General features: G+C 70.0%; 23 protein-coding genes and 1 pseudogene. 13 read left to right on the plus strand and 11 right to left on the minus strand.

The window, feature by feature from the left end:
* Nucleotides 1-55: 55 nt before the first annotated feature.
* Nucleotides 56-1,165, minus strand: coding sequence for a Gfo/Idh/MocA family protein (locus tag H5398_RS14110; protein WP_182800446.1), 1,110 nt, complete (start codon nucleotides 1,163-1,165; stop codon nucleotides 56-58).
* Nucleotides 1,162-2,070 (minus strand): PmoA family protein, encoded by a 909-nt coding sequence (locus H5398_RS14115; protein WP_182800447.1) that lies wholly within the window; start codon nucleotides 2,068-2,070, stop codon nucleotides 1,162-1,164. The genes H5398_RS14110 and H5398_RS14115 overlap by 4 nt, the downstream gene beginning before the upstream one ends.
* A gap of 122 nt (nucleotides 2,071-2,192) precedes the next feature.
* Between H5398_RS14115 and eda the strand changes: the two genes are divergently transcribed.
* Complete coding sequence (gene eda / locus H5398_RS14120; RefSeq protein ID WP_182800448.1) at nucleotides 2,193-2,819, plus strand: bifunctional 4-hydroxy-2-oxoglutarate aldolase/2-dehydro-3-deoxy-phosphogluconate aldolase; 627 nt, start codon at nucleotides 2,193-2,195, stop codon at nucleotides 2,817-2,819.
* Nucleotide 2,820: 1 nt separating this feature from the next.
* Nucleotides 2,821-3,924 (plus strand): sugar kinase, encoded by a 1,104-nt coding sequence (locus tag H5398_RS14125; protein ID WP_182800449.1) that lies wholly within the window; start codon nucleotides 2,821-2,823, stop codon nucleotides 3,922-3,924.
* A 272-nt stretch (nucleotides 3,925-4,196) separates the two neighbouring features.
* Here the strand turns inward: H5398_RS14125 and H5398_RS14130 are convergent, their stop codons facing one another.
* Nucleotides 4,197-5,342, minus strand: a complete 1,146-nt coding sequence (locus H5398_RS14130) for a Gfo/Idh/MocA family oxidoreductase (protein WP_182800450.1) — start codon at nucleotides 5,340-5,342, stop codon at nucleotides 4,197-4,199.
* Between the two features lie 238 nt (nucleotides 5,343-5,580).
* Here H5398_RS14130 and folP point away from each other — a divergent pair, with 238 nt between their 5' ends.
* The 3 genes from folP (at nucleotide 5,581) to scpA (ending at nucleotide 10,634) form a co-directional block, all read left to right on the plus strand.
* Nucleotides 5,581-6,468, plus strand: a complete 888-nt coding sequence (gene folP, locus H5398_RS14135; RefSeq protein WP_370586135.1) for a dihydropteroate synthase — start codon at nucleotides 5,581-5,583, stop codon at nucleotides 6,466-6,468.
* A 111-nt stretch (nucleotides 6,469-6,579) separates the two neighbouring features.
* Nucleotides 6,580-8,451 carry a methylmalonyl-CoA mutase small subunit gene (gene mutA / locus H5398_RS14140; RefSeq protein WP_182783194.1) on the plus strand — a complete coding sequence of 624 codons (1,872 nt, stop codon included), beginning with the start codon at nucleotides 6,580-6,582 and terminating at the stop codon, nucleotides 8,449-8,451.
* Between the two features lie 2 nt (nucleotides 8,452-8,453).
* Nucleotides 8,454-10,634 (plus strand): methylmalonyl-CoA mutase, encoded by a 2,181-nt coding sequence (scpA, locus tag H5398_RS14145; protein WP_182800451.1) that lies wholly within the window; start codon nucleotides 8,454-8,456, stop codon nucleotides 10,632-10,634.
* Between the two features lie 390 nt (nucleotides 10,635-11,024).
* On the opposite strand, the gene H5398_RS14150 is transcribed toward scpA, so the two are convergent.
* Nucleotides 11,025-11,210: a DUF5302 domain-containing protein gene (locus H5398_RS14150; RefSeq protein ID WP_182800452.1), complete on the minus strand. Its 186-nt coding sequence runs from the start codon at nucleotides 11,208-11,210 to the stop codon at nucleotides 11,025-11,027.
* A 423-nt stretch (nucleotides 11,211-11,633) separates the two neighbouring features.
* On the opposite strand from H5398_RS14150, the gene H5398_RS14155 reads away from it, so the two are divergent.
* From H5398_RS14155 to H5398_RS14165, 3 genes are all read left to right on the plus strand, one after another.
* Complete coding sequence (locus H5398_RS14155) at nucleotides 11,634-12,710, plus strand: NADH:flavin oxidoreductase (RefSeq protein WP_182800453.1); 1,077 nt, start codon at nucleotides 11,634-11,636, stop codon at nucleotides 12,708-12,710.
* A gap of 5 nt (nucleotides 12,711-12,715) precedes the next feature.
* Nucleotides 12,716-13,390, plus strand: coding sequence for a ThuA domain-containing protein (locus tag H5398_RS14160; protein ID WP_182800454.1), 675 nt, complete (start codon nucleotides 12,716-12,718; stop codon nucleotides 13,388-13,390).
* Between the two features lie 87 nt (nucleotides 13,391-13,477).
* Complete coding sequence (locus tag H5398_RS14165; RefSeq protein WP_182800455.1) at nucleotides 13,478-14,257, plus strand: helix-turn-helix transcriptional regulator; 780 nt, start codon at nucleotides 13,478-13,480, stop codon at nucleotides 14,255-14,257.
* On the opposite strand, the gene H5398_RS14170 is transcribed toward H5398_RS14165, so the two are convergent.
* From H5398_RS14170 to H5398_RS14180, 3 genes are all read right to left on the minus strand, one after another.
* Complete coding sequence (locus tag H5398_RS14170) at nucleotides 14,221-14,646, minus strand: hypothetical protein (RefSeq protein WP_182800456.1); 426 nt, start codon at nucleotides 14,644-14,646, stop codon at nucleotides 14,221-14,223. The genes H5398_RS14165 and H5398_RS14170 overlap by 37 nt on opposite strands.
* 97 nt (nucleotides 14,647-14,743) lie before the next feature.
* Nucleotides 14,744-15,697 (minus strand): ribokinase, encoded by a 954-nt coding sequence (locus tag H5398_RS14175; RefSeq protein ID WP_255443757.1) that lies wholly within the window; start codon nucleotides 15,695-15,697, stop codon nucleotides 14,744-14,746.
* Nucleotides 15,694-16,641: a sugar-binding transcriptional regulator gene (locus tag H5398_RS14180; RefSeq protein WP_182800457.1), complete on the minus strand. Its 948-nt coding sequence runs from the start codon at nucleotides 16,639-16,641 to the stop codon at nucleotides 15,694-15,696. Before H5398_RS14180 ends, H5398_RS14175 begins: the two co-directional genes overlap by 4 nt.
* Before the next feature lie 145 nt (nucleotides 16,642-16,786).
* Here H5398_RS14180 and H5398_RS14185 point away from each other — a divergent pair, with 145 nt between their 5' ends.
* The 4 genes from H5398_RS14185 (at nucleotide 16,787) to H5398_RS14200 (ending at nucleotide 22,091) form a co-directional block, all read left to right on the plus strand.
* The gene (locus tag H5398_RS14185; RefSeq protein WP_182800458.1) at nucleotides 16,787-18,394 is read left to right on the plus strand and encodes an alcohol dehydrogenase catalytic domain-containing protein; all 1,608 of its coding nucleotides are present in this window, start codon (nucleotides 16,787-16,789) and stop codon (nucleotides 18,392-18,394) included.
* Between the two features lie 276 nt (nucleotides 18,395-18,670).
* Nucleotides 18,671-19,387, plus strand: coding sequence for a cytidylyltransferase domain-containing protein (locus tag H5398_RS14190; protein WP_182800459.1), 717 nt, complete (start codon nucleotides 18,671-18,673; stop codon nucleotides 19,385-19,387).
* A 182-nt stretch (nucleotides 19,388-19,569) separates the two neighbouring features.
* A complete protein-coding gene (locus H5398_RS14195; protein ID WP_182800460.1) occupies nucleotides 19,570-21,069 on the plus strand; it encodes a sugar transferase in 1,500 nt (499 codons plus the stop codon).
* A 71-nt stretch (nucleotides 21,070-21,140) separates the two neighbouring features.
* Entirely contained in the window at nucleotides 21,141-22,091 is a 951-nt protein-coding gene (locus H5398_RS14200; protein WP_370586144.1) for an acyltransferase family protein, read from the plus strand.
* Nucleotides 22,092-22,381: 290 nt separating this feature from the next.
* On the opposite strand, the gene H5398_RS17480 is transcribed toward H5398_RS14200, so the two are convergent.
* The 3 genes and pseudogenes from H5398_RS17480 to H5398_RS14210 all read right to left on the minus strand — a co-directional run.
* On the minus strand, nucleotides 22,382-22,567 hold the full coding sequence (locus H5398_RS17480; RefSeq protein WP_255443758.1) for a hypothetical protein: 186 nt from the start codon (nucleotides 22,565-22,567) through the stop codon (nucleotides 22,382-22,384).
* Complete coding sequence (locus H5398_RS14205) at nucleotides 22,555-23,613, minus strand: glycosyltransferase (protein WP_370586136.1); 1,059 nt, start codon at nucleotides 23,611-23,613, stop codon at nucleotides 22,555-22,557. Before H5398_RS14205 ends, H5398_RS17480 begins: the two co-directional genes overlap by 13 nt.
* A pseudogene (locus H5398_RS14210) lies at nucleotides 23,549-24,178 on the minus strand (leucine zipper domain-containing protein); the annotation flags it as partial. The pseudogene H5398_RS14210 and the gene H5398_RS14205, both read right to left, overlap by 65 nt.
* A 14-nt stretch (nucleotides 24,179-24,192) precedes the next feature.
* Here H5398_RS14210 and H5398_RS14215 point away from each other — a divergent pair.
* Nucleotides 24,193-24,663, plus strand: coding sequence for a VOC family protein (locus tag H5398_RS14215; protein WP_182800462.1), 471 nt, complete (start codon nucleotides 24,193-24,195; stop codon nucleotides 24,661-24,663).
* A 51-nt stretch (nucleotides 24,664-24,714) separates the two neighbouring features.
* Here the strand turns inward: H5398_RS14215 and H5398_RS14220 are convergent, their stop codons facing one another.
* A complete protein-coding gene (locus tag H5398_RS14220) occupies nucleotides 24,715-25,374 on the minus strand; it encodes a ThuA domain-containing protein (RefSeq protein WP_182800463.1) in 660 nt (219 codons plus the stop codon).
* Between the last annotated feature and the right edge of the window lie 101 nt (nucleotides 25,375-25,475).

Here is a 25,475-nt window from a genome sequence, read left to right on the forward strand (position 1 = left end):
CAAGAAGCTTGGTTGTGAGGACCGTAAAGGATCCTGGGAAACGTTTACCATCGGATCACACTGTTCCCCGGTGGTCACGCTCGACCCGCATGTCGGTGACGGGGCTCGTGAACCCGTGCCGGTGGGTGGGGTGGGCTGCGAGGTCGGCGGGGGTGATGAGGGCGCCGTCGGCGGCGGCGGAGGCGTAGATCGCGGCCACCATCTCGATGGAGCGGGCGGGCTGATCGGCCGTGGGTGGAAGCGGCTCTCCGGCAAGAAGCGCGTCGAAGACGTCTCGCAGCAGAGGCGCATGGTCACTGCGCTCCTCGTACTCGGGGAAACGCCACGCCTCGGCCTCGACTTCGAACCCGGGGGCGGGCGTGATCTGCCAGTTCTCGTGCCCGTGGCCGTAGAGGTGCTCGACGGAGACCGTCGCCTTCTGCGTGTCGATCCGCACCGCACTGACCTGGCGCGGAGAGACCGCGCTGGTGACCACCTGAGCCACCGTCCCCCCGGCGAACGTGATGGTCGCGGTGGAGGCGTCCTCGGTCTGGGTCTCGCGGTCCAGCCGCCACAGACGCCCCTGCACACTGGCCCAGTCACCCAGCAGGAAGCCCAGGAGGTCCAGCTGGTGGATGCCGTGCCCCAGCGTGGTGCCGCCACCCTCGGTGGCCCACTTCCCGCGCCACGGCACGGCGAAGTAGTCGGCTCCACGGAACCACAACGTCTCACAGACCGCGATGAGCGGGCGCCCCAGGGCGCCGCGGGTGAGCAGTTCGCGGACATGCGCCGCGGCGGTGCCGGTCCGCTGCTGGAACACCACAGCCAGCTCCTTGCCGGCAGCAGCGGCGGCCGCGCGCATCTCGTCGAGTTCGTCGAGCGACGGCGCCGGAGGCTTCTCCACCACCACGTGCGCGCCCGCGCCGAACGACGCGACCGTCTGGTCGCGGTGGACGCCCGGCGGGGTGCAGATCAGCACCACGTCCGGATGCTCCGCGGCCAGGAGTTCGTCGAGGGTGTCGTAGACCGCCGGATTCCCCCACTGCGCCGCGAAGGCGTCGGCCTTGGACCGAGTCTGGTTGCTGACCGCCACCAGTTCGGCCCGCGGATGGGACTCCACGGCCCGCGCATGGAAGTGGCCCACGGCGCCGGTGCCGACGATGGCGCAGCGAAGGGTCTGGATCATGCGGACTCCCCCGAATCCGTGGCGGCGGTGGAAGTGATGGCGCGGAGTTCAGCGACGAGTTCCGCCCCGACGCCCGCCGCATGGCCGGCCACGTCGGCGTCGCCGACGACGAGCGCCGCGGACAGCACGAGCGTCTCCCCCGGCGGCAGCAGCGTCTCGGTGAAGAAGAACGGTGCGGGGTTCAGGCCGGCGTACTCCTCGCTGCGGGCGAACCACGGGCTCGGCGCCACAGCGCCGTCGAGCATGAGGACTCCGGCGGAGCGGTCCGCGGCCGCGAAGGCCAGCCATGGGCCCGGTTCACCGCGTGCCGCGTCGCCCGCGGGCCCCGACGGCGCCAGGATCTCGCCACCGGTGAAAGTGTCGGGGCCACGCCAGAAGATGCCGCAGTAGCCGGCGTTCTCCCGGCCCTTGGACGTCGGCGACCCTAATCCCAACTGCTCGCCCGAGACGTTCGTCAGCGCACTGTGCCAGGTCAGCGCCCAGGTGGCGTCATCAACGGGACGGGCCGTGAGGCGGCGTTCCTCGGTCAGCACCAGCGAACCGTCTTCAGCCACCCAGTCCAGCTGCTCCACGAGCTCGGCCGGGCCGTCGTCGGTGCCGATCTCGAAGGATCGGTGCACCTGGGCGCCGTTGTTGGGCAGCTGCACATAGCCACTGCCGTGGACGTAGGTGGGGCCACCCCAGAAGTTGTGAGCCCCCACGACGGGGAGCGCCAGCGACAGCCCCTTGTGCCAGACATGGTCTGCCGGGCGGTAGGCGGTGACATCCGCGCCGGACCGCGTCCGAAGGAGTGCGTAGGGACGCGGGGATTCCAGCTGCACCTCCGTCGGTGCGTAGACGTATTCGGCGACAGTGACGTCGCCGTCGACGAGCAGGAGACGACCGGGTTGAGTGTCGAACTTCATGGGACCTCCACGGTGAGGATGGGCCGGGCACCCGCCACAGCGAGCATCAACCACACTAGAGGGAAGGAAGGGAAAGCGCTATCCTTGCCAGGACTTCATCCCACGCAAGCCAAGGAGGGCTCATGTATGTGGCCGACAATCGGATCATCCCGGTGGTGGTCATCAACCAGGCAGACCGCGCAGAGTCGCTCGGCGAAGCACTGGTGGCAGGCGGCATCCCGATCGCCGAGGTGACGTTCCGCACGGACGCGGCGCCCCAGGCGATCCGGCGCATGAGCGCCAACGCAGACCTGCTGGTGGGGGCTGGAACCGTGCTCAGCGTGAGCCAGGTGGACCAGGCGGTAGACGCCGGCGCGCAGTTCATCGTCAGCCCGGGCTTCAGCGCTGCGGTCGTTCGGCGCGCCCAGCACCACGGCCTGCCGGTCTTCCCCGGCGCGGTCACCCCGTCGGAGATCATGGCCGCGCTCGACCTGGGCCTGACCACGCTGAAGTTCTTCCCCGCCGGCGTGTACGGCGGGGCCCCCGCATTCAAGGCCCTCGGCGCCCCCTTCCCGCAGGTGCGGTTCATCCCCACCGGCGGCGTGGCAATGGGCAACCTCGCCGACTTCCTCACGTTGCCCAACGTGGCTGCGGTCGGCGGCTCCTGGATGGTTCCCGCCAATCTGGTTGACGCCGGCGACATGGACACCATCCGCCGCCTCTGCACCGAGGCCTCTGCCGCGGTCGCCTCGTTCGGAAAGGCGGCCTGACATGGGCACCCTCACCCTCCGCCCAGCCGACGACTGCCGCTATCAGGCCGTCTCGCTCGGCGAGGTCCTGCTGCGCCTCGACCCAGGCGACCTGCGCATCCGCACCGCCCGCTCCTTCACCGCCTGGGAGGGCGGCGGCGAGTACAACGTCATCCGCGGCCTCTCCCGCGTGTTCGGCCTGCCCACCGCCGCCGTCACCGCACTCGTCGACGACGAGGTCGGCCACCTCATCGAAGGCTTCATCCTCGCCGGCGGCGTCGACACCCAATGGATCAACTGGGCCACGAGCGACGGCGTCGGCCGCACCGTCCGCAACGGCCTCAACTTCACCGAACGCGGCTTCGGCATGCGCGGCGCCAAGGGCGTCTCCGACCGCGGCCACACCGCCATCTCCCAACTGCGCCCCGACCAGATCGACTTCGACCGACTCTTCGGCGAGCAGGGCGTGCGCTGGCTCCACACCGGAGGCATCTACGCCGCCCTCTCCGAGCAGTCCGCCGAGACCGCGCTCGCCGCGGTGAAGGCCGCCAAGAAGCACGGCACCGCCGTGTCCTACGACCTCAACTACCGCCCCAGCCTGTGGCAGACCATCGGCGGCCAGGCCCGCGCGCAGGAGGTCAACCGCGAGCTGGCCAAGTACGTCGACGTGATGATCGGCAACGAGGAGGACTTCACCGCGGCCCTCGGCTTCGCGGTCGAAGGCGTCGACGAGAACCTCGCGGAACTGCCGATCGAGGGCTTCAAGGCCATGATCGAGCAGGTCGCGGAGGCGTATCCCACCATGGCCGTCATCGCCACCACCCTGCGCACCGTCCGCTCGGCCTCCACCAACGACTGGGGCGCAGTCGCCTGGTCCGCCGACACCGGCATGGTGCAGGCCACGCACCGCGAAGGCCTGGAGATCCTCGACCGGGTCGGCGGTGGCGACTCCTTCGCCTCCGGCCTGATCTATGGTCTCCTCACCGGGGAGCCGCTCTCCACCTGCGTCGAGTTCGGCGCCGCCCACGGGGCGCTAGCCATGACCACTCCCGGCGACACCTCCATGGTGACCGCCGCCGAGGTCCTCAAGCTCGCCGGCGGCGGCAACGCCCGGGTTGACCGATAGCGGGATCGTTGGCTGAGGTGGCGCGGAGCGGGCCCCCACCGTTGGCTGAGGCGCCGCGGAGCGGGCCCCCACCGCTGGCTGAGGCGCCGCGGAGCGGGCCCCCACCGCTGGCTGAGGCGCCGCGGAGCAGCCCACACCGCTGGCTGAGGCGCCGCGAAGCGGCCTCGAAGCCTAAGAGAGTGTCCTTGTCAGCTCGCCTTTCCCAGGCTTCGAGGCTCGTCGCTCCTCAGCCAGCGGGTGCGGTTCGTCACCCAAACTCTGATAACGATGGTCTACGGGACCCAGCGGGTGGGTGCGGTGGTCGCCCAGGGCGCGTCGACGCGCGAGAACGGGCGGCCCTGGCGCACGGCCCGGCCCAGATCGTCGGCGATCCCGTGGATCACGGGGACACGCGCGTCGCCGTCGCCGGACCAGGTCACGAACGCGGGGTCGACGGGCTGCGGCTCCGGAGCGGTCTGGCTGGCCTCCAGGACGCACATGAACGCGCCCGTCTCCACGAGCGGCACCAGGAGCGCGGCACCATGCTCGCGGTGGTCCAGCAGGTTGGCCAGCAGACCCTGCCGCGACACCTGCTCCGTGCGCTCCGGCTCGCCCTCCAGGCGCCACTCCACCTCGTCGTCGGTGTAACGGAGGACCACGGAACCGCGATCCCCCACCACCGCGACACTCGGCGACGGATCACCCTTGGACTCCGCGCACAGCGTCAGCGCGGCCTGGACCGAGACGCCCACCGTGGTGCCGACCTCAACCCAGGCAGTGTCGTCGGTGTCGATGTCGTGCGCGCGGTACAGCTCGGAGTCCACCCATCGCACCTGGTCAGCGCGTTGTGCTCCAGCGACGGCAAGGGCCGCGGCCACGGCGTGAGCCAGCGGGTTGGTCACCACGCCGTCGGCCACCCGGGCGCCGTTGAAGACGCGATGCCCTGCCCATGGGCTTCGGCTGTAGTAACCGACGTCGCGGCTCCACTCCCCCCAGGCCACGACGCGCGCATTGCCCCCGACCTTGCCGTCGGCGAGCACCACCTGCAGGATGTCGATCCCGTCCGAGCCGAGCGCCTGGAAGCCCACCTGCACGGCGCGGCCCGTCCGTTCGGCCGCGTCGAGCAGCGTGCGGAACTCGGCAAGCGAAGCGGTGGGCGGCTTCTCGAGCAGCACGTCGGCGCCGTGCTCCAGCGCCAGGACGGCCAGCGCGGCGTGGGCACCGATGGGCGCGGCAATGCTCACCACGTCGGCGGGGTGCTCGGACAGCGCTTGCTGGACGGTGTCGTAGACGGGCGCGGTGTCGAAGGCGCCGGGCTGCGGATCGACGGCGGCCACCAGCTGCGCCCTGCCAAGGGCCTCCATCTCGGCGATGGCCTCGAGGTGATGCCGGCCATATCCATTGACGCCGACCTGGATGATTCGCGCGGGGGAACTCACCTGACCATCCTGTCACTCCCCAACTCCCTCCCGCTGGGAAGCCTCTCCCCGATCCCTGAGGAGGCCCGCGTCGCGAAGCGACCGTGGGTCGTCTCGAAGGGTCGCGACGCGACATTGGGCAGAGGCTGCCTTCCGGTTCGGGCCACGACCCTTCAAGACCGGCCAGCGGTCGCTTCGCGACGCTGACCTCCTCAGGGATCGGTGTGAGCGGCCGGCAGACCCCACCTAGACTCTCCGAGTGACCCGTCCTCAGCCCGCCCCGCTGGTCCTGCGCGGACTCCGCTTCGACGCCTCCCGGCCCGCCGTGATGGGCATCATCAACCGCACGCCCGACTCCTTCTACGCCTCCGCCCGCTACCTCAACGACGATGCAGCCCTCGCCCGCGCCGTCGAGATGGTGGACGAGGGCGTCGACCTCGTCGACGTCGGAGGGGTGCGCGCAGGCCAGGAGGGTGAGTGGATCGACGAGGCCACGGAGATCGCGCGCGTCCGCCCGTTCGTCCTCGCCCTCCGGGAGCGCTTCCCGCGACTCCCGATCAGCCTCGACACCTGGCGCGCCGAGGTCGCACAGGCCTGCGAGGGCGCCGTCGACCTCGTCAACGACACCTGGCAGGGCGCGGACCCGGATCTCGTCCACGTGGCCGCGACACTCGGCGCCGGCTACGTCGTCTCCCACACCGGCGGGCTCCCCCCGCGGACCGATCCCAGCGGAATCGACTACGGCCCCGGTGAGGCTGTCGTTGAAGATGTCCTCCGCGTCCTCCGCGCCGGCGCCCAGAGGGCACTCGACGCCGGGATCCGCCCCGACGGCGTCCTCGTCGACCCCACCCTGGACTTCGGCAAGACCACGCCCAACTCCCTCGCCTTGGTCGGGGCCACGGACCGCGTCGTCGCGCTGGGGTTCCCGGTCCTGCAGGCCATCAGCCGCAAGGACTTCGTCGGCGAGACCCTCGGCCTGCCCACCGACGAACGACTCGAGGGCAGCCTGGCCGCCACCGCCGTCGCCGCCTGGCTGGGGGCAACCGTTTTCCGAGCCCATGACGTGCGCGCTACCCGTCGCACCCTCGACATGGTGGCTTCCATCCGCGGCGACCGACCCCCGGCCATGGCCGAACGCGGGCGCTGAGAATACCAGGAGAGGTCGGTCTGACCTATCACCGCCCCAGCCTCGGAGGGGTACCCCGCTGGTTTAGTGTGGTGGCGTGGGTGTAAACCCCCCGAGACAAGACGGAGAGCGATGAGCGATCAAGCCACCAGTGCGGCCGACATCAGCCTGGCCGCAGACTTTGACACTCCCTCCCAGGCGGACTGGGAGAAAGAGGTCCTGAAGGTCCTGAACCGAAAGCGGCCCGAGGGCAAGGAGCTCACAGTCGAGCAGGCGTACAAGCGCCTGTCGAGCTCCACCGTCGACGGCCTCACCATCAAGCCCCTGTACGTGAAGAGCGACGGCGTGGAGGAGCTCGGCTACCCAGGCGTGGCCCCCTTCGTCCGCGGCACCACGGTGCGTGACGGCGAGATGGACGCGTGGCACATCGCCCAGTTGCATGAGGATCCCGACGCGGCCGAGACCCGGCGCGCCATCCTCACCGATCTCGAGCGTGGCGGCACCGCCGTCTATGTGCGCGTTGATCCCGATGCTGTCGCGGTGGCGGACCTGCCGACCGTCCTGGCCGACGTCCTCCTGGACCTCGCCCCGGTCTACCTGACCTCCAAGACGCAGCAGCTCGAGGCAGCCACAGCGCTGGTCGAGTTCCTCGCCGCCTCGGACAAGGACGCGGCCACGCTCACCGGCAACCTCGGCGTTGATCCCATCGGAGCGGCCGCCCTGGCCGGCACCGACGCGGACCTCAGCGTCCTGGCCCAGGCCGTCGAGCTGGCCAAGCCCTACCCGGGCGTGCGGCCGGTCGTCGTGGACGCCACCGTCTACCACAACGCCGGAGCCGGCGACGTGCACGAACTGGCCTACGCCGTGGCCGTGGGCGTCGAATACGTCCGCGCGCTCACCGAGGCGGGCCTCACCGTCGACGAGGCCTTCGATTCGCTCATGTTCCGCGTCTCCTCCACCACCGACCAGTTCGCCACCATCGCCCGCCTGCGCGCGCTGCGCGGCCTGTGGTCGCGGGTGGGCGAAGTGCTGGGCGTCACCGAGTCCAAGCGGGGCGCCATCCAGCACGCCGTCACCTCCGAGCGCCAGATCGCGCGCGACGATGCCTACGTCAACATGCTGCGCGGCACCATCTCCTGCTTCGCGGCCTCCGCGGGTGGGGCCGAGATTCAGACCGTCCTTCCCTTCGACACCGCGGCGGGCCTCCCCACGGACTTCTCCCGCCGCACCGCACGCAACACGCAGGTGGTGCTGGCTGAGGAGTCCAACGTCGGGCGCGTCAACGACCCGGCCGGCGGCTCGTGGTTCGTCGAGTCGCTCACCAGGCAGCTCTCCGACAAGGCATGGGCCGTGTTCCAAGGCCTCGACGGCGAAGGCTTCGCCGCGGCGCTGGCCGACGGCACCGTCAAGGCCCAGCTGGATGAGGTCAACGCCGCCCGCGCGGCCCAGCTGGCCACCCGCAAGATTCAGCTGACCGGCGTGTCGATGTTCCCCAACCACGAGGAGGCCGCGCTCGAGCGCAAGGCCCGCCCCGCGGCACCGGAGCTCGGCGGCCTGAAGGTGGTCCGCGACACCCAGGTGTTCGAGGACCTCCGCGACCGTTCGGCTGCCGCCCGCGAGGCCGGCAACGCGCCGTCGGTGCTGCTGGCCTGCCTCGGCGCCCGCCGCGACTTCGGCGGCCGCGAGGGCTTCACCTCGAACCTGCTCCATGTGGGCGGGCTCGACACCATCGTCGCCGAGGGCGAGACGCCGGAGGACTTCGCGCGGCAGCTCACCGAGTCGGGCGCGAAGGTCGCGGTGCTGTGCTCCAGCGCCAAGGTCTACGCCGCCCAGGGCGTGGCAGTGGCCGAGGCCCTGCGCGCCGCCGGGGCCGAGACCGTCCTGGTCGCCGGCCAGATCAAGGAGCTGGGCGAGGGCGCCGAGGGCGCCGTCGACGGCAACGTGTTCGACGGCATGAACGTGGTCGAACTGCTGACCACCACCCTGAACAAGATGGGAGCCTGAGCATGACCGTCCCCCGTTTCACAGACATCGAGCTGACCGAGGCGGTCTCGGCTGACGCCGCGGGCAAGTTCGAGGCCATCATCGAGTCCACCGGGCACTCCGCCGGGTGGCAGACCCCCGAGCGCATCCTGGTGCCGCCGCTGTACGGCGATACGGACCTCGCCGGCCTCGACTTCCTCGAGACCGCGCCCGGCATCCCGCCGTTCCTCCGCGGCCCCTACGCCACGATGTACGTCAACCAGCCGTGGACGGTCCGCCAGTACGCGGGCTTCTCCACCGCTGAGGAGTCCAACGCGTTCTACCGCCGCAACCTGGCCGCCGGCCAGAAGGGCCTGTCGATCGCGTTCGACCTCGCCACCCACCGCGGCTACGACTCGGACCACCCCCGCGTGGCCGGTGACGTGGGCATGGCCGGCGTCGCCGTCGATTCCATCCTGGACATGCGCCAGTTGTTCGACAAGATCCCGTTGGATCAGATGTCTGTGTCCATGACGATGAACGGCGCGGTGCTGCCGGTGCTGGCGCTGTATGTTGTCGCGGCCGAGGAGCAGGGCGTCAAGCCCGCGCAGCTCGCCGGAACCATTCAGAACGACATTCTGAAGGAGTTCATGGTCCGCAACACCTACATCTATCCGCCGGCTCCGTCGATGAAGATCATCGCCGACATCTTCGCCTACACCTCGGCGAACATGCCCCGGTTCAACTCGATCTCCATCTCCGGCTACCACATGCAGGAGGCCGGGGCGACGGCGGACATCGAGATGGCCTATACCTTGGCCGACGGCGTGGAGTACATCCGCGCCGGCGAGTCGGTGGGCCTCAACGTGGACCAGTTCGCGCCTCGCCTGTCCTTCTTCTGGGCCATCGGCATGAACTTCTACATGGAGGTCGCCAAGATGCGCGCCGCGCGCATCCTGTGGGCAAAGCTGGTGCGCCAGTTCGGGCCGAAGAACCCGAAGTCGATGTCGCTCCGCACCCACTCGCAGACCTCCGGCTGGTCGCTGACCGCGCAGGACGTCTACAACAACGTCGTGCGCACCTGCGTCGAGGCCATGGGCGCCACGCAGGGGCACACGCAGTCGCTGCACACCAACGCCCTCGACGAGGCCATCGCGCTGCCGACGGACTTCTCCGCCCGCATCGCCCGCAACACCCAGCTGTTCCTGCAGCAGGAGTCGGGCACCACCCGCACGGTGGACCCGTGGGCCGGTTCCGCGTATGTGGAGAAGCTCACCGAGCAGCTCGCCCGCAAGGCATGGGAGCGGATCCAGGAAGTGGAGCAGGCCGGCGGTATGGCCAAGGCCATCGAGCAGGGCATCCCGAAGATGCGCATCGAGGAGGCCGCGGCCCGCACTCAGGCCCGCATCGACTCCGGCCGCCAGCCGGTGATCGGCGTCAACAAGTACAACCTCGACAGCGAGGACCCGCTCGAGGTGCTGAAGGTGGACAACAAGTCCGTCCGTGCATCCCAGATCGCCAAGCTGGAGCAGCTCCGCGCCGAGCGCAACGAGGCCGAGACCCAGCAGATGCTGGAGCGCCTCACCTGGGTGGCAGCGAACCCCGACGCGACAGATCCTGACCGCAACCTGCTCAAGGTGGCCATCGACTCAGCCCGCGCGAAGGCCTCCCTCGGCGAAATCTCCGACGCGTTGGAGAAGGTTTACGGCCGCTACACCGCTCAGATCCGTACGATCTCAGGTGTGTACAACACCGAAGCCGGCTCCAACGAGGACATCGAGACAGCCCGCAAGCTCGTCGAGGAGTTCGAGAAGAAGGAGGGTCGCCGCCCGCGCATCCTCGTGGCGAAGATGGGCCAGGACGGTCACGACCGTGGCCAGAAGGTCATCTCCACCGCCTATGCGGATCTCGGCATGGACGTCGACGTAGGCCCGCTGTTCCAGACGCCGGAAGAGGTGGCCCGCCAGGCCGTCGAATCCGACGTCCACGTGGTGGGTGTCTCCTCCCTGGCCGCCGGTCACCTCACGTTGGTGCCCGCGCTGCGTCAGGAGCTGGACAAGCTGGGCCGTGAAGATCTGATGATCGTCGTGGGTGGCGTGATTCCGGCCCAGGACTTCGACGAGCTCCGCGAGCACGGCGCAGACGCCATCTACCCGCCCGGCACCATCATTCCGGCGGCCGCTGTGGACCTGCTGACCAAGCTGAACGAGCGCCTGGCCGACTGATCCCGGCAACGCGAGTGGCCCGTCCCCTGAGGGGCGGGCCACTTGCCATTTCCGCTGATCGAGCCAACCGGCCCTACTCCGCTGATCGGGCCGGGCCTACACCGCTGGTTGAGTCAGGGTCGCCCCTCGCGGGGCGCCCGTTCAGCGCGGAAAATGCCGTATTCAGCTAATCGAGCTGACTAGGTGCGACGGGGCATTTTCGGATTAGCCAACCGGCGCGAAGCGCCAGCTGCGTCGAAACCGACCCGCGCTTGTTCATGGGGCTTGGACTGGAGCTTGGAAGGCAGCCCCCGCGGTAGGTGTTCCACCAGATCGGGTCTCGAGCTCCTCAGCGACCCGAGGCCCACTCTGGAGGAACACCCACCGCAGGCTGGCGGGGTGCCGCGGTCGTCAGCCGCCCGACTTCCTCCTGAACTCGCGCTTGCCGCCCACCTTGCCGTGGGCGTGACCCTGGCCGCGGTCCGCCTCGACGCCCTGCGCGGCCGACAGGTGCTCTGCCGCCATCTTGCGCTCGAGGGCCTGGCGCATGGCCTCCTTGGGATCCAACTTCTCTGTGGGTTGTTCTGACTCTGACATGCGGCCCAGCCTACGCGGACGGCGACGGGGCCGGGGCCCAACCGTCGCTCGCTCCCCCGCCCCCTCGAGGCTTGGCCTCCCCCCTCGTGCACGACACACCGTCCGACCCGCTCTCCATGCGCACATGCGACGGCGAGAGGCAGGTGCGACGGCGTGTCGTGCACCCCGGTGCGGGCCGCATCAGGGCGGCACTCTGCTGGATGTATGGTTCACCACCTGCTGGATGTATGGTTCGCGCCTGCTCGATGTATGGTTCGCGACCGCGGATCGCCCCTCACCCCTCTCCCGAGACTCCTTCCGAGTGAGATTCCGGGGAGATAGGGCACATACGGGGCCATCTCCCCGGATTCTCACTCTCTTCGTCGCCGCCAGGACCGTGGGCCCCCGGCGGGGGCCTCGTGCCAGCCAAGTAGTCTCAGTCTCGTGACGAAGCTCTCCGATTCCCTCGATTTCTCGCACGGCCCCGCCTGGCGCAACCGCCTCGCACTGGCGCCGCTCACCAACAAGCAGTCCAACCCCGACGGCACGCTCTCGGACACCGAGATCAACTGGTTGCTCGCCCGCGCCCGCCACGGCTTCGGCATGGTGATGACCGCCGCCGCGTACGTGGCGCAGCCCGGCAAGGCCTGGAACGGGCAGCTCGGAATCAGCGACGAGTCACACCTGGCTGGTCTCGAGCGGCTGGCCGCGGGCATCCGCGAAGCTGGGGCCGCGTCGCTGGTCCAGATCCACCACGGCGGCGCGAAGGCAGACCCGGACGCATCCGGCGAGCCCGCCGTCGGTCCCTTCGACGACGCCAGCACGGGCGCGAGGGCGCTCAGCACGGCCGAGATCGAGGACGTGGTGGCCCGATTCGCGGCAGCCGCCGCCCGTGCCGAGCAGGCCGGATTCGACGGCGTCCAGCTGCATGGGGCCCACGGCTACCTGCTGTGCCAGTTCCTGGACGCGCACAACACCCGCGACGACGGCTACGGCGGCGACCTCCACGGCAGGTCGCGCATCCTTCGCGAGACCATCGCCGCCGTCCGCGCGGCCACCTCGTCGGACTTCCACCTCGGACTCCGGCTCTCGACGGAACGATTCGGCCTGAGTACCCCCGAGATCGCACAGCTCAGTGGCGAGCTGATGGCCGAGGGCGGCCTCGACCACCTCGACCTCTCCCTGTGGGACGTCACCAAGCTCCCAGAGGGGGCCGCCGACGGCGACGCCCCACTGGTCAGCCACTTCGTCGACCTTCCCCGCGGAGGCACCAGGCTCGGGATCGCGGGCAAGGTGGGCAGCGGCCCGACGTCGACCGCCGCGCTCGCCACGGGCGTCGACTTCGTCGTGGTCGGGCGCGCCGCCATCGCGGACCAGCGGATCGCCGAACGGATCCTGGCCGACGCCCACTACCCCGGGCCGTCGTTCCCCGTCTCCAAGCAGCAGCTCCGCGACAACTGCGTCGGCGAGCCCTTCGTCGAGTACTTCTCGACGGGGTGGCCACAGCTCGTGGCCAGCTGACGGCCGTGCGCGCGCTGATCGCCAGCGGCACGGGCCGCTACGCGGACCCGTGGCACCCCTTCGACCGGACCACGCCCAGGATCGCCGGGGCGCTCGCCGAGGCCGGCTTCATCGTCGAGGTTGACCACGACGTCGACCACGCCATGACCAGCCTCGACGGGGTGGACCTGGTGGTGGTCAATGCCGGCGACCCGTGGGCGGACACCGACCACCGCCTCCCTCCGGACGCCCCCGGACCCGCCGGCTTGGCGGCCGCTCTCAGCCGCGGCATCGGTGTGCTGGCGATCCACATCGCGGTGGCGAGCCTGCGGGACTACCCGGACTGGGCTGCCGCCGTCGGCGCCATCTGGGTACCCGAGCGGTCCTGGCACCCCCCGCTGGACACGGCGACCATCCGGCGCATCTCGATCGAGGAGGATGGCCGGTCCAGCGAGTTCCGGGTGGACGATGAGCGCTACCTCAGCCTGCAGTTCGTGGGTCGGCGCCACGTGGTGGCCACTCACGCGGGCCCGGGTGGCCCGGAGCCCACCGCCTGGATCCGACGACACGGCGCCGCGCGGGTCGCCGTCGACCTCCTCGGGCACGACGAGCGCTCCTACGACTCAGGCGGGCACCGCGACCTGCTCCGAGACCTCGCCGTCTGGGCGGGCAGCGGCTCGGGTCCGCTGCACCACCCCTGACGCCTGCCGCTGCTCCCGATCCCTGAAGGGTCGCGAACGACCTGACAAGGGTCTCGACATGCGTTGAGTCAGATGGCAGGCTGAACCATGGACTCTACCCAGGTGCTGGTCAGAGCGGCGGCGGACGTCCTGGAGGCGCCGGCAGCGGGTATCGCACGCACACGGCTGGCTGCGGCTCTCCGCGACGCGACCGGCACCGACATCGTGTCGCGGGTGAGTTTCACCTGCCGTTCGGTGAGCTTCTTCGTCGACGGCGCCCCGCCAGCGCCGCCGCCACACCTCCTGCCCACCCCCGCGGACCTTGCACTGCATCCGCTCACGCGCTTCCAGGCCCGGGTCGGCTCAGCTACGCCTGCTCTGATGGTGGACGCCATGCGCGCCGGACTCGGGCTCCTCCCCTCCACGATGGGCGTCATCGAACGGCTCGGGCTCAGCGTTCACCAGCTCAGCGTGCCGCTCGACCCCATAAGCGCGTCCTCCCCGTATACAGGCTGGGTGCTGGTCTCCGACCACCCGATCACCCAGCGCGCAGTCGAGACGATGGCGGTGTTCCAGCCCCTGCTGCGGGCCCTCGACCGCCACGTCGCGGCCCTCGCCACCGTCGGAGAAACGGAGGAGGTGTGCCCCCTGACGCCCCGGGAGCGGGTGGTGCTGCAACTGCTGGCCGACGGGCTCACGGCCCAGGCCATCGCCACCCGGCTCGCAGTTTCCAAGCGGACGGTCCACAAGCACCTGGAGCACCTGTACCGGAAGTTGGGCGCGGCGGACAGGCTGACGGCGGTGCTACGGGCGCAGGGGCGGGGATGGCTCCCCGGCCCCATCCCATCAGGTCAGTCCGGCAGCTCCGACGCGCACTCGGCCACGTAGCCAAGGAGCGATTCCGTCAGAGACCCGAACTGCGCCTCAGTGAGGTAGCTGAACGGCTTGGGCGCCTTGCCCTTGGCGTATGCGCCGCCGCCGGTGATCGCCTTGGAGTGGATGAGGGGCTCCTGCTCGAGGCCCTCTGCCTCCATGAACTCCTGAACCGCGGTGTCGGCGGCCCAGCCGCAGGCCTCCTTGAGGTGGTCGGGGATGAGGAACTCAGCGCCCATGTCGCTCAACGGCATCCAGGCGGTTCCGCCGGCCAGGTGATGCTGATAGGCGGCGTCTGCCCATTGGTCCTTGTAGCAGTGGTGTGCGGAGGCCACCGTGGTGGTCCCCAGCAGGATGACGGCGCTGGCCGCCGCCGTCTTCAGCAAGATCCTCTTCGCGCTCATGGTGAGCTCCCCTCTCGTGTCGGGCCCGCTGTCCGGGCGTGGCACCACACTCCCCCAGCGGGGGCGCACGGGAAATGCGCACAGGTGCGTATCCCGCTCAGGGCAGCACAGGCAGCTGGTCGTCGAGGCCAGGGTAGGAGTCCTGGGCTCCGGGCCGCGTGCAGGCGAAGGCGCCCACACGCGAGGCGAAGCGGGCCGCGTCGACCAGCGTCTCGCCCGCGGCGAGGCGGGAGACGAGTGCGCCCACGAACGCGTCACCTGCTCCTGTGGAGTCGACGGCGGTGACCGGCGCCGACGGAACCGCGGTCATTTCGGTGTCCCGGCCGACGATGAGCGAGCCCTGGGCGCCCAGCGTCATCACCACGGACGCCACCCCTGCGCCGACCAGGGCACGCGCCACCTCAGAGTGGGCGTCCTGCTGAGAGGCCTCGCGTTCGGGGCCCAGCATCGCGAGGACCAGCCCCGCCTCGTGCTCGTTGACCACGAGGGGATCCGCGCGACGGATGACCTCCAGCGGGAGGGCGGTCACGGGAGCCAGGTTCAGGACGAAGCGGCCGGCGGTCAGCTCCGCGGCCCGGACTGTGCCGGAGGCCGGGATCTCGCCCTGCGCGACGACGACGTCCGCGGCCCGGATCGCGTCGGCCGCCTCATCGACGAATGCCGCGTCGACGTGCCCGTTCGCACCCGGCACCACGATGATGGAGTTCTCGCCCACCGCGTCGACCACGACGATGGCCAGCCCCGTCGGTCCAGGAACCATCCCCAGGTGCGTCCGGTCGAGCCCGGCCGCGATGATCCCGGACAGCGCCACCTCGGCGTTCGCGTCGTCACCCACGGCGCCCACCATCGCGACGGTAGCCCCGAGCCGGGCGGCAGCGACCGCCTGATTGGCGCCCTTCCCGCCGGGGCGCATCGACGCGTCCCGGCCCGGCAGCGTCTCCCCCGGGGTGGGGTGCCTAGCCACCTCGACGGAGAGGTCCGCGTTGATCGACCCCACCACCACGACGGTGCCCGGCATGGTCTCGCCCAGGGGCTCCGAAGGCGAGGTCATGGGGGCGTCGGCCGGCCCAGCAGGGCCTGCGCCGTCGGCTCGTCGGTGACCAGCACGTCAAGGTAGCGGCCGGCGATGGCGCCGCGGATGGCCTCCACCTTCTCGGCCCCGGCGGCCACGCCCACCACGTTCGGCAGGGCGCGCAGCTCGGCGAGGCTGAGCGAGACCGAGCGGTCCGAGGCGGACCCGGAGATCTCCTCGCCGCGCCGCCCGAACCAGTGCCCCAGCATGTCGCCCACAGCCCCGGCGGCGGCGTAGGCCGCGACGTCGTCGTCGGTCACCATCCCGGTCCGGACCGCCGACCCTCCAGGGCGCACCGCGCCCACCCCAGTCAGTGTCAGCGTGGCGCTGCGGGCCAGGTCAAACACCTTGGCGACGGCGTCCTCGGTCCGCAGCGACTCCGCCAGCTCGGCGCTCGAGACGAACAGCGGCGACGGGACAGTGCGGAGGCAGCGGACAGCCGCCGGGTTCTCCGCGACGAGCTGCGCGACGTTGTCGATGGTGCCGGCGGCCGAGGCGAGCGTGACGCCGTCGAGCGACTCGGCGGAGAGCACAGTGAGCGCGCGGGCGACGGTGTCGCTCCAGCCCACGCCGATCACCACCCCGGGATGCAGGTAGCGCCGGGCGTAGGCCGCCAGCGCGGCCGCCACCCGCTCGTTGGTGCGTTCCCTGCTCAGGGGCCCGCTCAGCGTGGGCACGACGACGGCGTCGGTCAGCGGTGTCCGCTCGCGCAGCTGCGTGGCCAGTCCGAGGGCGGCCAGGTAGTTGGCGTCCATCTCGATCCGCACGATGCCCTGCTGGCGCGCCGTCTCGAGCAGCCGTCCCACCGTCTGCCGCGACACATAGAGCCGCGCAGCCACCTGCGCCTGCGTCAGGCCGTCCTCGTAGTAGAGCCAGGCCGCGCGGACGGCGAGGTCGAGATCGCCTGCTTCCGGGGTCAGCATCGCGCCCGGCCTCCTTCGTCGACCACCCCGGCGGCAGCGCCGTGGGCGGATGCCCAATTGCCTGCCGATAGCTTCTCACGGGGGCGACGCTGGCATAGATTCGAGGGCAATACAGCACACAGTCATGCTCGACGAAGGAGTAGCAGTGACGGAGTTCCCGGCCACGCAGCACGCCATCCAGATCACCGGGGTGGATGAGTTCATCCACAATCCGGCCAAGCCGGTCGACCCCGTCGGCCCCACCCAGCTGCTGCTCAAGGTGGAGTCCTGCGGCATCTGCTTCAGCGACACCAAGCTCCTGCACGCCTTCGACTCGCACCCCCGCAAGGCCGAGGTGGTTTCCGGAATCGACCTCGACGCCCTCGCAGAGATCCCCAGCTACCACCCCGGATCCGCCCCCGTCGTTCCCGGCCATGAGCCGGTGGCCAGGATTGTCGCGGTGGGTGACCAGGTGACGCACTTCGCCGTCGGCGACCGCGTCCTGGTCCAGGCGGACTGGAAGCACCTCAAGACCCCCGCCTCCAACGGCGCGTTCGGCTACAACTTCGACGGCGCCCTGCAGGAGTACGTGGTCGTCGACGAGCGCTGCGTCGTGGCACCCGACGGCGAGAAGTTCCTCATCCACGTCACCGACGGCCCGTCCGCCGCGGCCGTGGGCCTCATCGAGCCCTGGGCCACCGTCGAGGGTTCGTACGCGTGGGCCGAGCGGAACCACCCCAAGGCCGGAGGCCGGATGCTGGTGGTGGCCGACGGCGAGGTGTCCGGGCTGGATGCGTTCGTCGCGTCGAATGAGCCTGCCGAGATCGTGCGGCTCGAGCCGGGCGACGTCGAGACCCTCGCAGGGAACGCGTTCGACGACATCATCTACCGCGGGTCCGACGCGGCTGTGCTGGAGAGGCTGGGCGGGCTGCTGGGCATGCGCGGAGTGCTGTGCGTGGTGCTCGACGGCGGCCGCATCGAGGGCCCGGTCAAGCTCGACATCGGCCGCGTCCACTACGACTTCATCCGCTTCTGCGGCACCACGGGATCGGACCCGGCCGACGGCTACGCCTGGATCCCCGCCAACGGCGAGATCCGCGACGGCGACAAGGTGGCCATCATCGGCGCCGCCGGCCCCATGGGCCAGATGCACACCATCCGTGCGCTGACGTCGGGGATCGCGGGCATCTCGGTGGCCGGCACCGACCTGAGCGACGAGCGCCTGGCGCACCTCGAGTCGTTGACCCGTCCGGTTGCGGACAAGAACGGCATTGAGCTCAGCATCATCAACACCGGCACCACGAAGCTGGAGCCCGGCTACACGCACCTCTCCTGCATGGTTCCGGTGCCCGCGCTGGTGGCGCAGGCCGTGGACCTGGCAGCCGAGGGCGCGATCATCAACGCGTTCGCCGGCATCCCGGCGGGCACCACCGGCTCGTTCGACCTTCAGGGGATCATCGAGCGGCGCATCTTCATGCTGGGCACCAGCGGCTCGGACGTGTCGGACATGCGCACGGTGCTGCGGAAGATCGAGGAGGGGATCATCGACACCCACATCTCCCTCGACGCGGTCACGGGGATGGCCGGGTTCCGCGATGCCATCGAGTCGGTGATGAACCGCACCTCGGGCGGCAAGATCATGGTGTACCCGTCGCTGCACGACCTCCCGCTCACCCGCCTGGTGGACATGCCGGAGAAGCTCCCGCATGTCGCGGCACTGTTGAACAACGGCGTGTGGACGAAGGAAGCCGAGGAGGCACTGCTCGCCGGCTGACCCCCGGCCGCGCGGAGCTTCGCTCCTCACAGCCCGGGGCCGCCCTCGCTGGTGCAGGTGCCGCCCCGCGTTCCCTCCCGCTGGCTGAGGTGCCGCCCCGGCGCTCCCCCACCGCTGGCTGAGGTGCCGCCCCGGCGCTCGAAGAGCGCTCCGGGCGGCCTCGAAGCCTGAGAAACTTGTGCTGACAAGCCCACCTTCCCCAGCATCCCGCAGGCTGTTCGCTGGCACCCGGTTTCCGCAACTGACATGATGGCCCCGTCAGGGAGAGGAGACCCGATGACCAACGTGTGCGTCATCCCCGTCCGCGGGGGTTCGAAGGGGATTCCTCGTAAGAATCTCCTGCCGATCGCGGGCAAGCCTCTCGTCGTGTGGACCATCGAACAGGCTCTGGCCGTCCCCGGACTTCGGGTGATCGTGTCCACCGAAGACCCCGAGATCGCCGCCGTTTCCCGCGACGCGGGCGCCGAAGTCATCGACCGCCCCGCCGAGCTCGCCCAGGACACCACGGCCTCCGAACCTGTGATCGAGCACGCCATCGCCACGCTGACCGAGCGTGGCGAGCGGCCCGACGTGGTGATGTTCCTCCAGGCCACCTCTCCCGTCCGCTTGCCCGGCACCTTGGCCCGCGCACTGGCCGAGTTCGAGGCGTCCGGGGCCGACTCAATGCTCTCGGTCATCCCCGAGACCCCCTTTCTGTGGAATCTCGCCCACCCGGCGACGGCGGACTATGACTACACCAGCCGCCCCCGCCGCCAGGACATCGCACCCGAGAGCCTCAAGTACCGCGAGAACGGCTCGATCTACGTGACGCGCACCGAGATCTACGAGACCCTCCACAACCGCCTCGGCGGTCACATCGAGCTGTTCGTCCTTGACGAGGTCGAGGCCATCGACATCGACACCCCAGCGGACTTCGCCCGCGCCGAGCAGATCCTCATGAACATCGATGGAGGCGCGGCAAGACCAGCCTCCGGCAACACATCCGGCATCTGATCCAAAAGCCGGGCCGATTATGGCCGAACGTCTATGCCCTCTAGGATCTGAACAAGATTGGAGCCTGCGAGGCCGGGTCTGCGAAGTGCACAGCGAATCGGCTGCGAGCTAAGCGAAACCGGGGGAAATTGACCGCACGCCGCATGGTTCCAGGTCGGCTTCTATGGGGGAGCGAAGTCCACATGACCATCCGCGAAATCTCGGCAGGCCAGGCGCCTGGCATCCCGTACCGCTTCCAATCAACGAAGCTGCGGTCGCTCACTCTGCCCGGCAACATCGCCGTCCCAACCCAGGTGCTCGGACTCCTGGTCCTCGACGCGATCCTCCTTGCGGCGGCCACCGGCGTTGCCCTGTGGGGCAGGTCGCAGCTGGGGTTCCTCCCGGACGCCGCCGACGTGGAGGCCAACGTCCGGCCGTGGGCCGTGGCTCTCACGCTCGGATGGCTGGGCGCCCTCGGCATCAGCGGGGCCTACCAGGCGCGGTTCCTCGGGGCGGGGATGCTGGAGTATCGGCGGGTCCTGAACGCCTCCGTCGTGGTGGCCGCCGTCGTCGGGATCGGCGCATACCTGCTCCGGTACCCCCTATCTCGCGGATTCTTCGTGCTGCTCTTCCTGGTGGGCATCCCGCTGCTGCTGGTCGGTCGGCTGGGCATGCGTCGAGGGCTGCACACCGCCCGGATGAGGGGTCTTCTGATGACTCCCACCCTGATCGCCGGGGATGAGGCACACATCGACGACCTCGCCCGCGTCCTGCGTCGGGAGCGGTGGCTGGGGTTCGAGATCGTCGGAGCGCCCTCGAGCACTCCTCAGGGCGCCTACACCGCGGGGAGGATTCCTGTGGTGGGAAGCCCCGAGGAAGCGCCCGTCGTGCTGCGCACCACCGGCGCCGCGGCCGTCATCTTCGCCACCGGCTCCTTCCCCCGTGCGCACATGTTCAACCGCATGGCCCGTGAACTGGAGGACCACGACGCCCAGATGATCGTCGTCCCGGCGCTGACGGACATCTCCGCGGAACGGCTGCAGGTCCGCCCTGTGGCTGGGATGCCGCTGGTGCACGTCGAGCAGCCGCGGGCTCAGCACGCGTCGCGCTGGCTGAAGCGGATCTTCGACGTCGTCGGCTCGGGCGCGTTGCTGCTCCTCTCCCTCCCTATCACCCTGGTGGTGGCGATCGCGATCAAGCTGGAGGACTCCGGCCCGGTGTTCTTCAAGCAGACCCGCGTGGGCCTCAAGGGCGAACCGTTCAGCTTCTACAAGTTCCGCTCGATGGTCCCCGACGCGGAGGCGCGGCGGCAGGCGCTCCTGGCGGCGAACGGTTCCGACGGCGAGGTCCTCTTCAAGATGGCCCAGGACCCGCGGATCACCCGTGTGGGCAGGTTCATCAGGCGCTACTCAATCGACGAGATCCCGCAGTTCTGGAACGTCCTGCGCGGCGAGATGAGCCTGGTTGGCCCCCGCCCTGCCCTCCCCCACGAGGTGGCGCGGTACGACGATCACGTCCTGCGCCGTCTGGACGTCCGCCCCGGTCTGACGGGCCTGTGGCAGGTGTCGGGCCGCTCGGACCTACCCTGGGAGGACACCGTGCGCCTCGACCTGTACTACGTGGACAACTGGTCCATGCTGCAGGACCTGACCATCCTGGGCCGGACGGTCACCGCGGTGCTGGCCTCCCGCGGTGCCTATTGAGCCCCGAACAGATCGCGACCGCGGGCCAGCGCGGGGCAGCGCCTGAGGCGTCGCGGGATCGCTCGCTCGACGTGGCCCGTGGGATCGCGATCGCCTGCGTGGTGGTGGGACATGCCCTCCGTGGGCTCTTCGCAGCAGGACTCGTGGACCCGTCGCAATCGGTCTGGGCCGTCATGGATCGCGCACTATACCTGCTCCACCTGCCGGTCTTCGCTTTCGCGACGGGGCTGCTCATGCCGCGCCCCGTCGAGCGAGATGGGCGGGCACGCTACCTTCGCGCTCGACTCTCGCTGCTCGCCTACCTGTTCCTTCTCTGGACCCTGATCGAAGGGACCGCAGAGGTCCTCACGTCGTCGGTCAAGAACGTTCCTGTGACGTGGTGGCAGGTGCTGAGCGTCTGGCGACCTCTTGGCCCCCTGTGGTTCCTGCCGTTGCTGATGTTGGCCACCGTCGTGGTGGTGATCCTCTCGCCGTGGTGGGGTGGACGGCTCCGCCTCCTCGTCGTGAGCCTCACCGTGCTGGCCAGTGTGGCGTTCTGGGGCTGGGAGGGCGAGTTCATCTTCACGCGGGGGCTGCCGCTGGTTGCGTGGTTCGTCCTGGGGGCCCTGGTGACGTTCGACCGGTTCGCCCGCTGGGCGGCCAGATCTCGATCCTGGGCATTGGTGGGGATCGTCTTGACCGGCGGCGCGGTGTGGCAGTGGGCGGCCTCGGTGCCGTGGGTGACAGTCCCGACCATCATCGACCCCGACCGGGGACTCGTGTCGGTGTTGGCTGGGGTGGCCGGCGTGCTGGGCGCGTTGGGGGCGACGCTGGCCGTCTCGATCCTGCTGGGCCGGATGGCCGTCGCTGGGGCCGTCCTCGCCTACCTGGACGACTCTCGCTTCAGATCTATCTCGCCCACGTTCTCTTCACGGCTGGAACCCGCGTGGTGCTTGCCCGCATGGGCATCGTCGATCCCGCGATCCATCTGGCCCTCGGCACGGCCGCAGGGATCGCCGGGCCGCTGGCCCTGGAGCGCGTAACCCGGGGCGTACCCTGGCTCTTCGCTACGCCATGGGCCGCCCGTAGTTCGGCGGCCCAAGCCGCGCGCGGCCGCCATGAGTAGCGTGCCGGTTCAGCGTTCCGTGCCCCTCCCCTTAGGATCAGCGACCATGTCAACCTCACCCATCAGCGAGCAGGCGGGCGGCAGGCTCCGGGACCTCTAAGGTCTGCGGGCGATGCCGGACACGCCGGGCTTGGGCTGGCCGGTGGATTCAGGCCCCCCGCTTACGCGGGGGTAGGCCCACGGTGAACGCCCAACCCACCCCACCCCTCATGTCCGCCCCAGCGCCTCGTCGACCGCACCCCGGATCCCGACGACGAACGCCGTCGGCGTGAACCCCTCCGAGTGCCCCACCACCGCAGCCCTGGCGATCGGCTCCGCCCGCAGCCGACCCACAGCCTCGACGATCCCCTCCGCCGTCGCCTCCTCGAAGAACCACCCACTCACACCCTCCACGACGGTGTCCAGGTAGCCCCCGCCCGCAACGCCAACGCCGGCGTCCCGAACCGGAACCCCTCGATCGGCGTCAGGCCAAAGTCCTCCCTGCTCGGAGCCACGACGGCGGCCGCCGTCGCATACGCCCACCGCAACTGCGCATCCGAGATCCCCTCCACCATCGTCACGTTCGACGGCAGGTCCCTGCCCAACTGCTCCTTCAACGGCCCGCGCCCGACGATCAGCAGCCGCTCCCCCGGCATCCGCCGGAACGCCTCGATCGCCACGTCCACGTTCTTGTACGGCATCAACCGCGACACCAGCAGGAAGTGCCCACCCGCCTCGTCGACGCCGGGGATCGGCTCCCGCGGGTCGGCCGGGTCGAGCGTCGCCGGCGGGTGCACGATCCGCGCCTCAATCCCGTACACGTCCCGGATCCGCTGCTGCACCACCGTCGAGTTGCACAGGTACAGGTCGGCCGAGCGCGCGGCCCGCTTGTCCCACCGCACGAGCGCCGGCCGAAGCGCCATGAGCCCCCAGCCCACGGGCGTCCGCCACCACTTCTTCCCCAGGTAGTCGTCCACCAGGTACAGGAACCGCGCTGGCGAATGGCAGTAGACGATCTTCGGCTTGTCCGTCTTCACCCCGTGCGCGAACGCCGTGCTGGAGGCGATGACGACGTCGGCCCCCCTGCCCGCCTCGGTGTGGGAGAACGCCCACCCGAACAGCGGGAGGCCGAGCCGGAAGTCGCGCCGAAGCCACGGGAGGCGGTTGAGCGGCGAGAGGTTGAGGTCTGCTTCCGCCACCTCGGGGTAGGTGGTCGCAGGATTGTGGAGCGCCGTCGTCATCTCCGCGCCCGGGAACGCCTCGAGGAGCGCGACGGCGACTCTCTCGGCCCCGCCCCGCTGCGTGAAGTAGTCGTGCGCCAGCGCGACCCTCGGCTGCTCCCCCAGCGGCTCCGGCTCCAGCCGATCCAGCAGGTCCGCCAACCGCTCGCGGCCCCCCGGCGCAGGTGTCGACGCGTTCATCGTTGTGGATCTCGCTGTAAGCCAGGCGGGAGTGGTCATCGATCATCGAGTGGACGTAGTCGTAACCGATCTTGGGCCGCTTGTTCTTGGCGACGACGGTGTCGGAGCGTCCGCGGGCCCGCCAGCCGCCACCGTCGGGGATCTTGCCCAGCTTCTTGACATCCACGTGCACCAGTTCGCCGGGACGTTCGCGTTCGTAGCGGACCGCGGTCTGCTTCGAGGTGCGAATCACCTGGCCGGTCATCGGGTCCAGGCAGGTCAGGGGCGGCATGCCCCGTCGGTGCAGGATCCGGGTCACGGTCCGCGGCGCGAGCCCGAGTTCGGCCGCGATCCAGCCCGGGCCGCGTCGGTGCTCCTGACGGGCGGCCACCACCAGGTCCTCCACCATGGCTGGCGTCGCGGTCGGGCACGCGTGAGGCCGGCTGGACCGGTCATGCAGACCGGCCTCGCCCTCGGCGTCCCAGCGTGCCAGCCAGCGGTGAGCACACTGACGTGAAATCCCCATCGCCTTCGCTGCATGGGCGACCGGCCAGTGCTGGCTTCGGACCCGGTCGACCAGCAGCTTGCGGCCATGGAAGTTGAGGCGGGCGTTACGGTGGGACACGAGGACCTCCGGGTGTGAGATGTGACCTTCGACAAGCCACACCCCACCCGGGGGTCCTCCCTCACGTCAATACCGACGCACTGTCACCAACCTCTTGGCTCGGTACACCTAGGTTCGTCCAGGTCGTTATCGACGCGGTCGACATTCCGGCCGCCCGACGCTTCTGGTCGGCCACGCTCGGCTACGAGGAGGACCCGCGCGAAGGGGTGACGGACATCGTCGACCCGCGCCAGCTCAACATGCCGCTCGTCTTCCAGGACCTCGACGCCAGCGACGCCGACCGCCTCGCCCAGCGCAACCGCATCCACATCGACCTGTTCGTGCCCGACGACCAGGTGGCCGCGCGACTCGAGGCCGCCCTGGCCGCGGGCGGGACCGTGGTGCGCGACGCCAGCCCGATCTGGTGGACGGTGGCCGACCCCGAGGGCAACGAGGTCGACCTCACGATCTCACCGGGCCGCGAGGAACACTGGGCTGGCCCCTGAGCCCGACCGGCGAGGAACGAGCCGCCAGGTCGAAGGGCCTGGCAACGCCCACTAGCCCCGCAGCAGCCAGGCGACCTCGTTGACCAGCAGCCGACGACGCGACGGCGACTCGTATGAACGCTCGTCGTGCCCCAACCCGTCGAAGACGACGGCGTCGCCCACGGCCCAGCCCATCACGTGAGTGGCGCCGTCGGTGGTGTGCTGCACCAACGGCGCGACACCCGGGTCGATCACCAGACCCGAGTAACTCTCGTCGAAGGCCGACACCTCCTCAAGGCCCTCCCACACCGGGTGCCCGACCCCGCTCGGCGCAGGTTGGAAAGTGGCGTCGGCGATTTCGGGGTGGAACGAGCCAGGGCCCCAGTTGCCGCCGACGGCCCGACGCCACTCCGGCAGCTGCCCGAAGGCGCCGTTGGACGTGTGGACGCTCAGCACGCGACCCCCTGCGGCCAGGTAGTCACGCAGCGCCGCGAGGTCGGCGTCGAAGGTGTCCGACGGTGCCTCCCCGGCCTCCGCGATCCCACCGCCGGCGTTGGCGACGAAGAGGTCGAAGCTGGCGATGTCGAGCAGCGACCCGGCGACGGTGTCGCGCAGCTCGACCTCGTGCCCGGCCCCGCGCAGGATCTCGGCGATGAGCGGCGAGGTGCGCTCGAAGGGGTGCCAGGGGTCGGCGTAAGGCCCCACCCCGCTGGCGATCAGAATCCGAGCCACGAGAACCTCCTAGTTTGTTTGGTGACGCCACAATATCGGCTCGGGCAGGGCTGGCGCGCCCATAATCCAGAGCGTTAGCATTCGGCGATCAGGCGACACAT

Source organism: Tessaracoccus sp. MC1679 (assembly GCF_014164775.1).
Lineage (GTDB): Bacteria > Actinomycetota > Actinomycetes > Propionibacteriales > Propionibacteriaceae > Arachnia.

Excerpts from the sequence above, each read along its gene's own strand:
- H5398_RS14205 (WP_370586136.1), bottom strand. The coding sequence starts at position 23,613 with ATGACCACTCCCGCCTGGCTTACAGCGAGATCCACAACGATGAACGCG.
- H5398_RS14180 (WP_182800457.1), bottom strand. The coding sequence starts at position 16,641 with ATGCTGACCCCGGAAGCAGGCGATCTCGACCTCGCCGTCCGCGCGGCC.
- H5398_RS14175 (WP_255443757.1), bottom strand. The coding sequence starts at position 15,697 with ATGACCTCGCCTTCGGAGCCCCTGGGCGAGACCATGCCGGGCACCGTC.
- H5398_RS14165 (WP_182800455.1), top strand. The coding sequence starts at position 13,478 with ATGGACTCTACCCAGGTGCTGGTCAGAGCGGCGGCGGACGTCCTGGAG.
- mutA (WP_182783194.1), top strand. The coding sequence starts at position 6,580 with ATGAGCGATCAAGCCACCAGTGCGGCCGACATCAGCCTGGCCGCAGAC.
- H5398_RS14110 (WP_182800446.1), bottom strand. The coding sequence starts at position 1,165 with ATGATCCAGACCCTTCGCTGCGCCATCGTCGGCACCGGCGCCGTGGGC.
- H5398_RS14115 (WP_182800447.1), bottom strand. The coding sequence starts at position 2,070 with ATGAAGTTCGACACTCAACCCGGTCGTCTCCTGCTCGTCGACGGCGAC.
- scpA (WP_182800451.1), top strand. The coding sequence starts at position 8,454 with ATGACCGTCCCCCGTTTCACAGACATCGAGCTGACCGAGGCGGTCTCG.
- H5398_RS14190 (WP_182800459.1), top strand. The coding sequence starts at position 18,671 with ATGACCAACGTGTGCGTCATCCCCGTCCGCGGGGGTTCGAAGGGGATT.
- H5398_RS14125 (WP_182800449.1), top strand. The coding sequence starts at position 2,821 with ATGGGCACCCTCACCCTCCGCCCAGCCGACGACTGCCGCTATCAGGCC.
- H5398_RS14150 (WP_182800452.1), bottom strand. The coding sequence starts at position 11,210 with ATGTCAGAGTCAGAACAACCCACAGAGAAGTTGGATCCCAAGGAGGCC.
- eda (WP_182800448.1), top strand. The coding sequence starts at position 2,193 with ATGTATGTGGCCGACAATCGGATCATCCCGGTGGTGGTCATCAACCAG.
- H5398_RS14170 (WP_182800456.1), bottom strand. The coding sequence starts at position 14,646 with ATGAGCGCGAAGAGGATCTTGCTGAAGACGGCGGCGGCCAGCGCCGTC.
- H5398_RS14195 (WP_182800460.1), top strand. The coding sequence starts at position 19,570 with ATGACCATCCGCGAAATCTCGGCAGGCCAGGCGCCTGGCATCCCGTAC.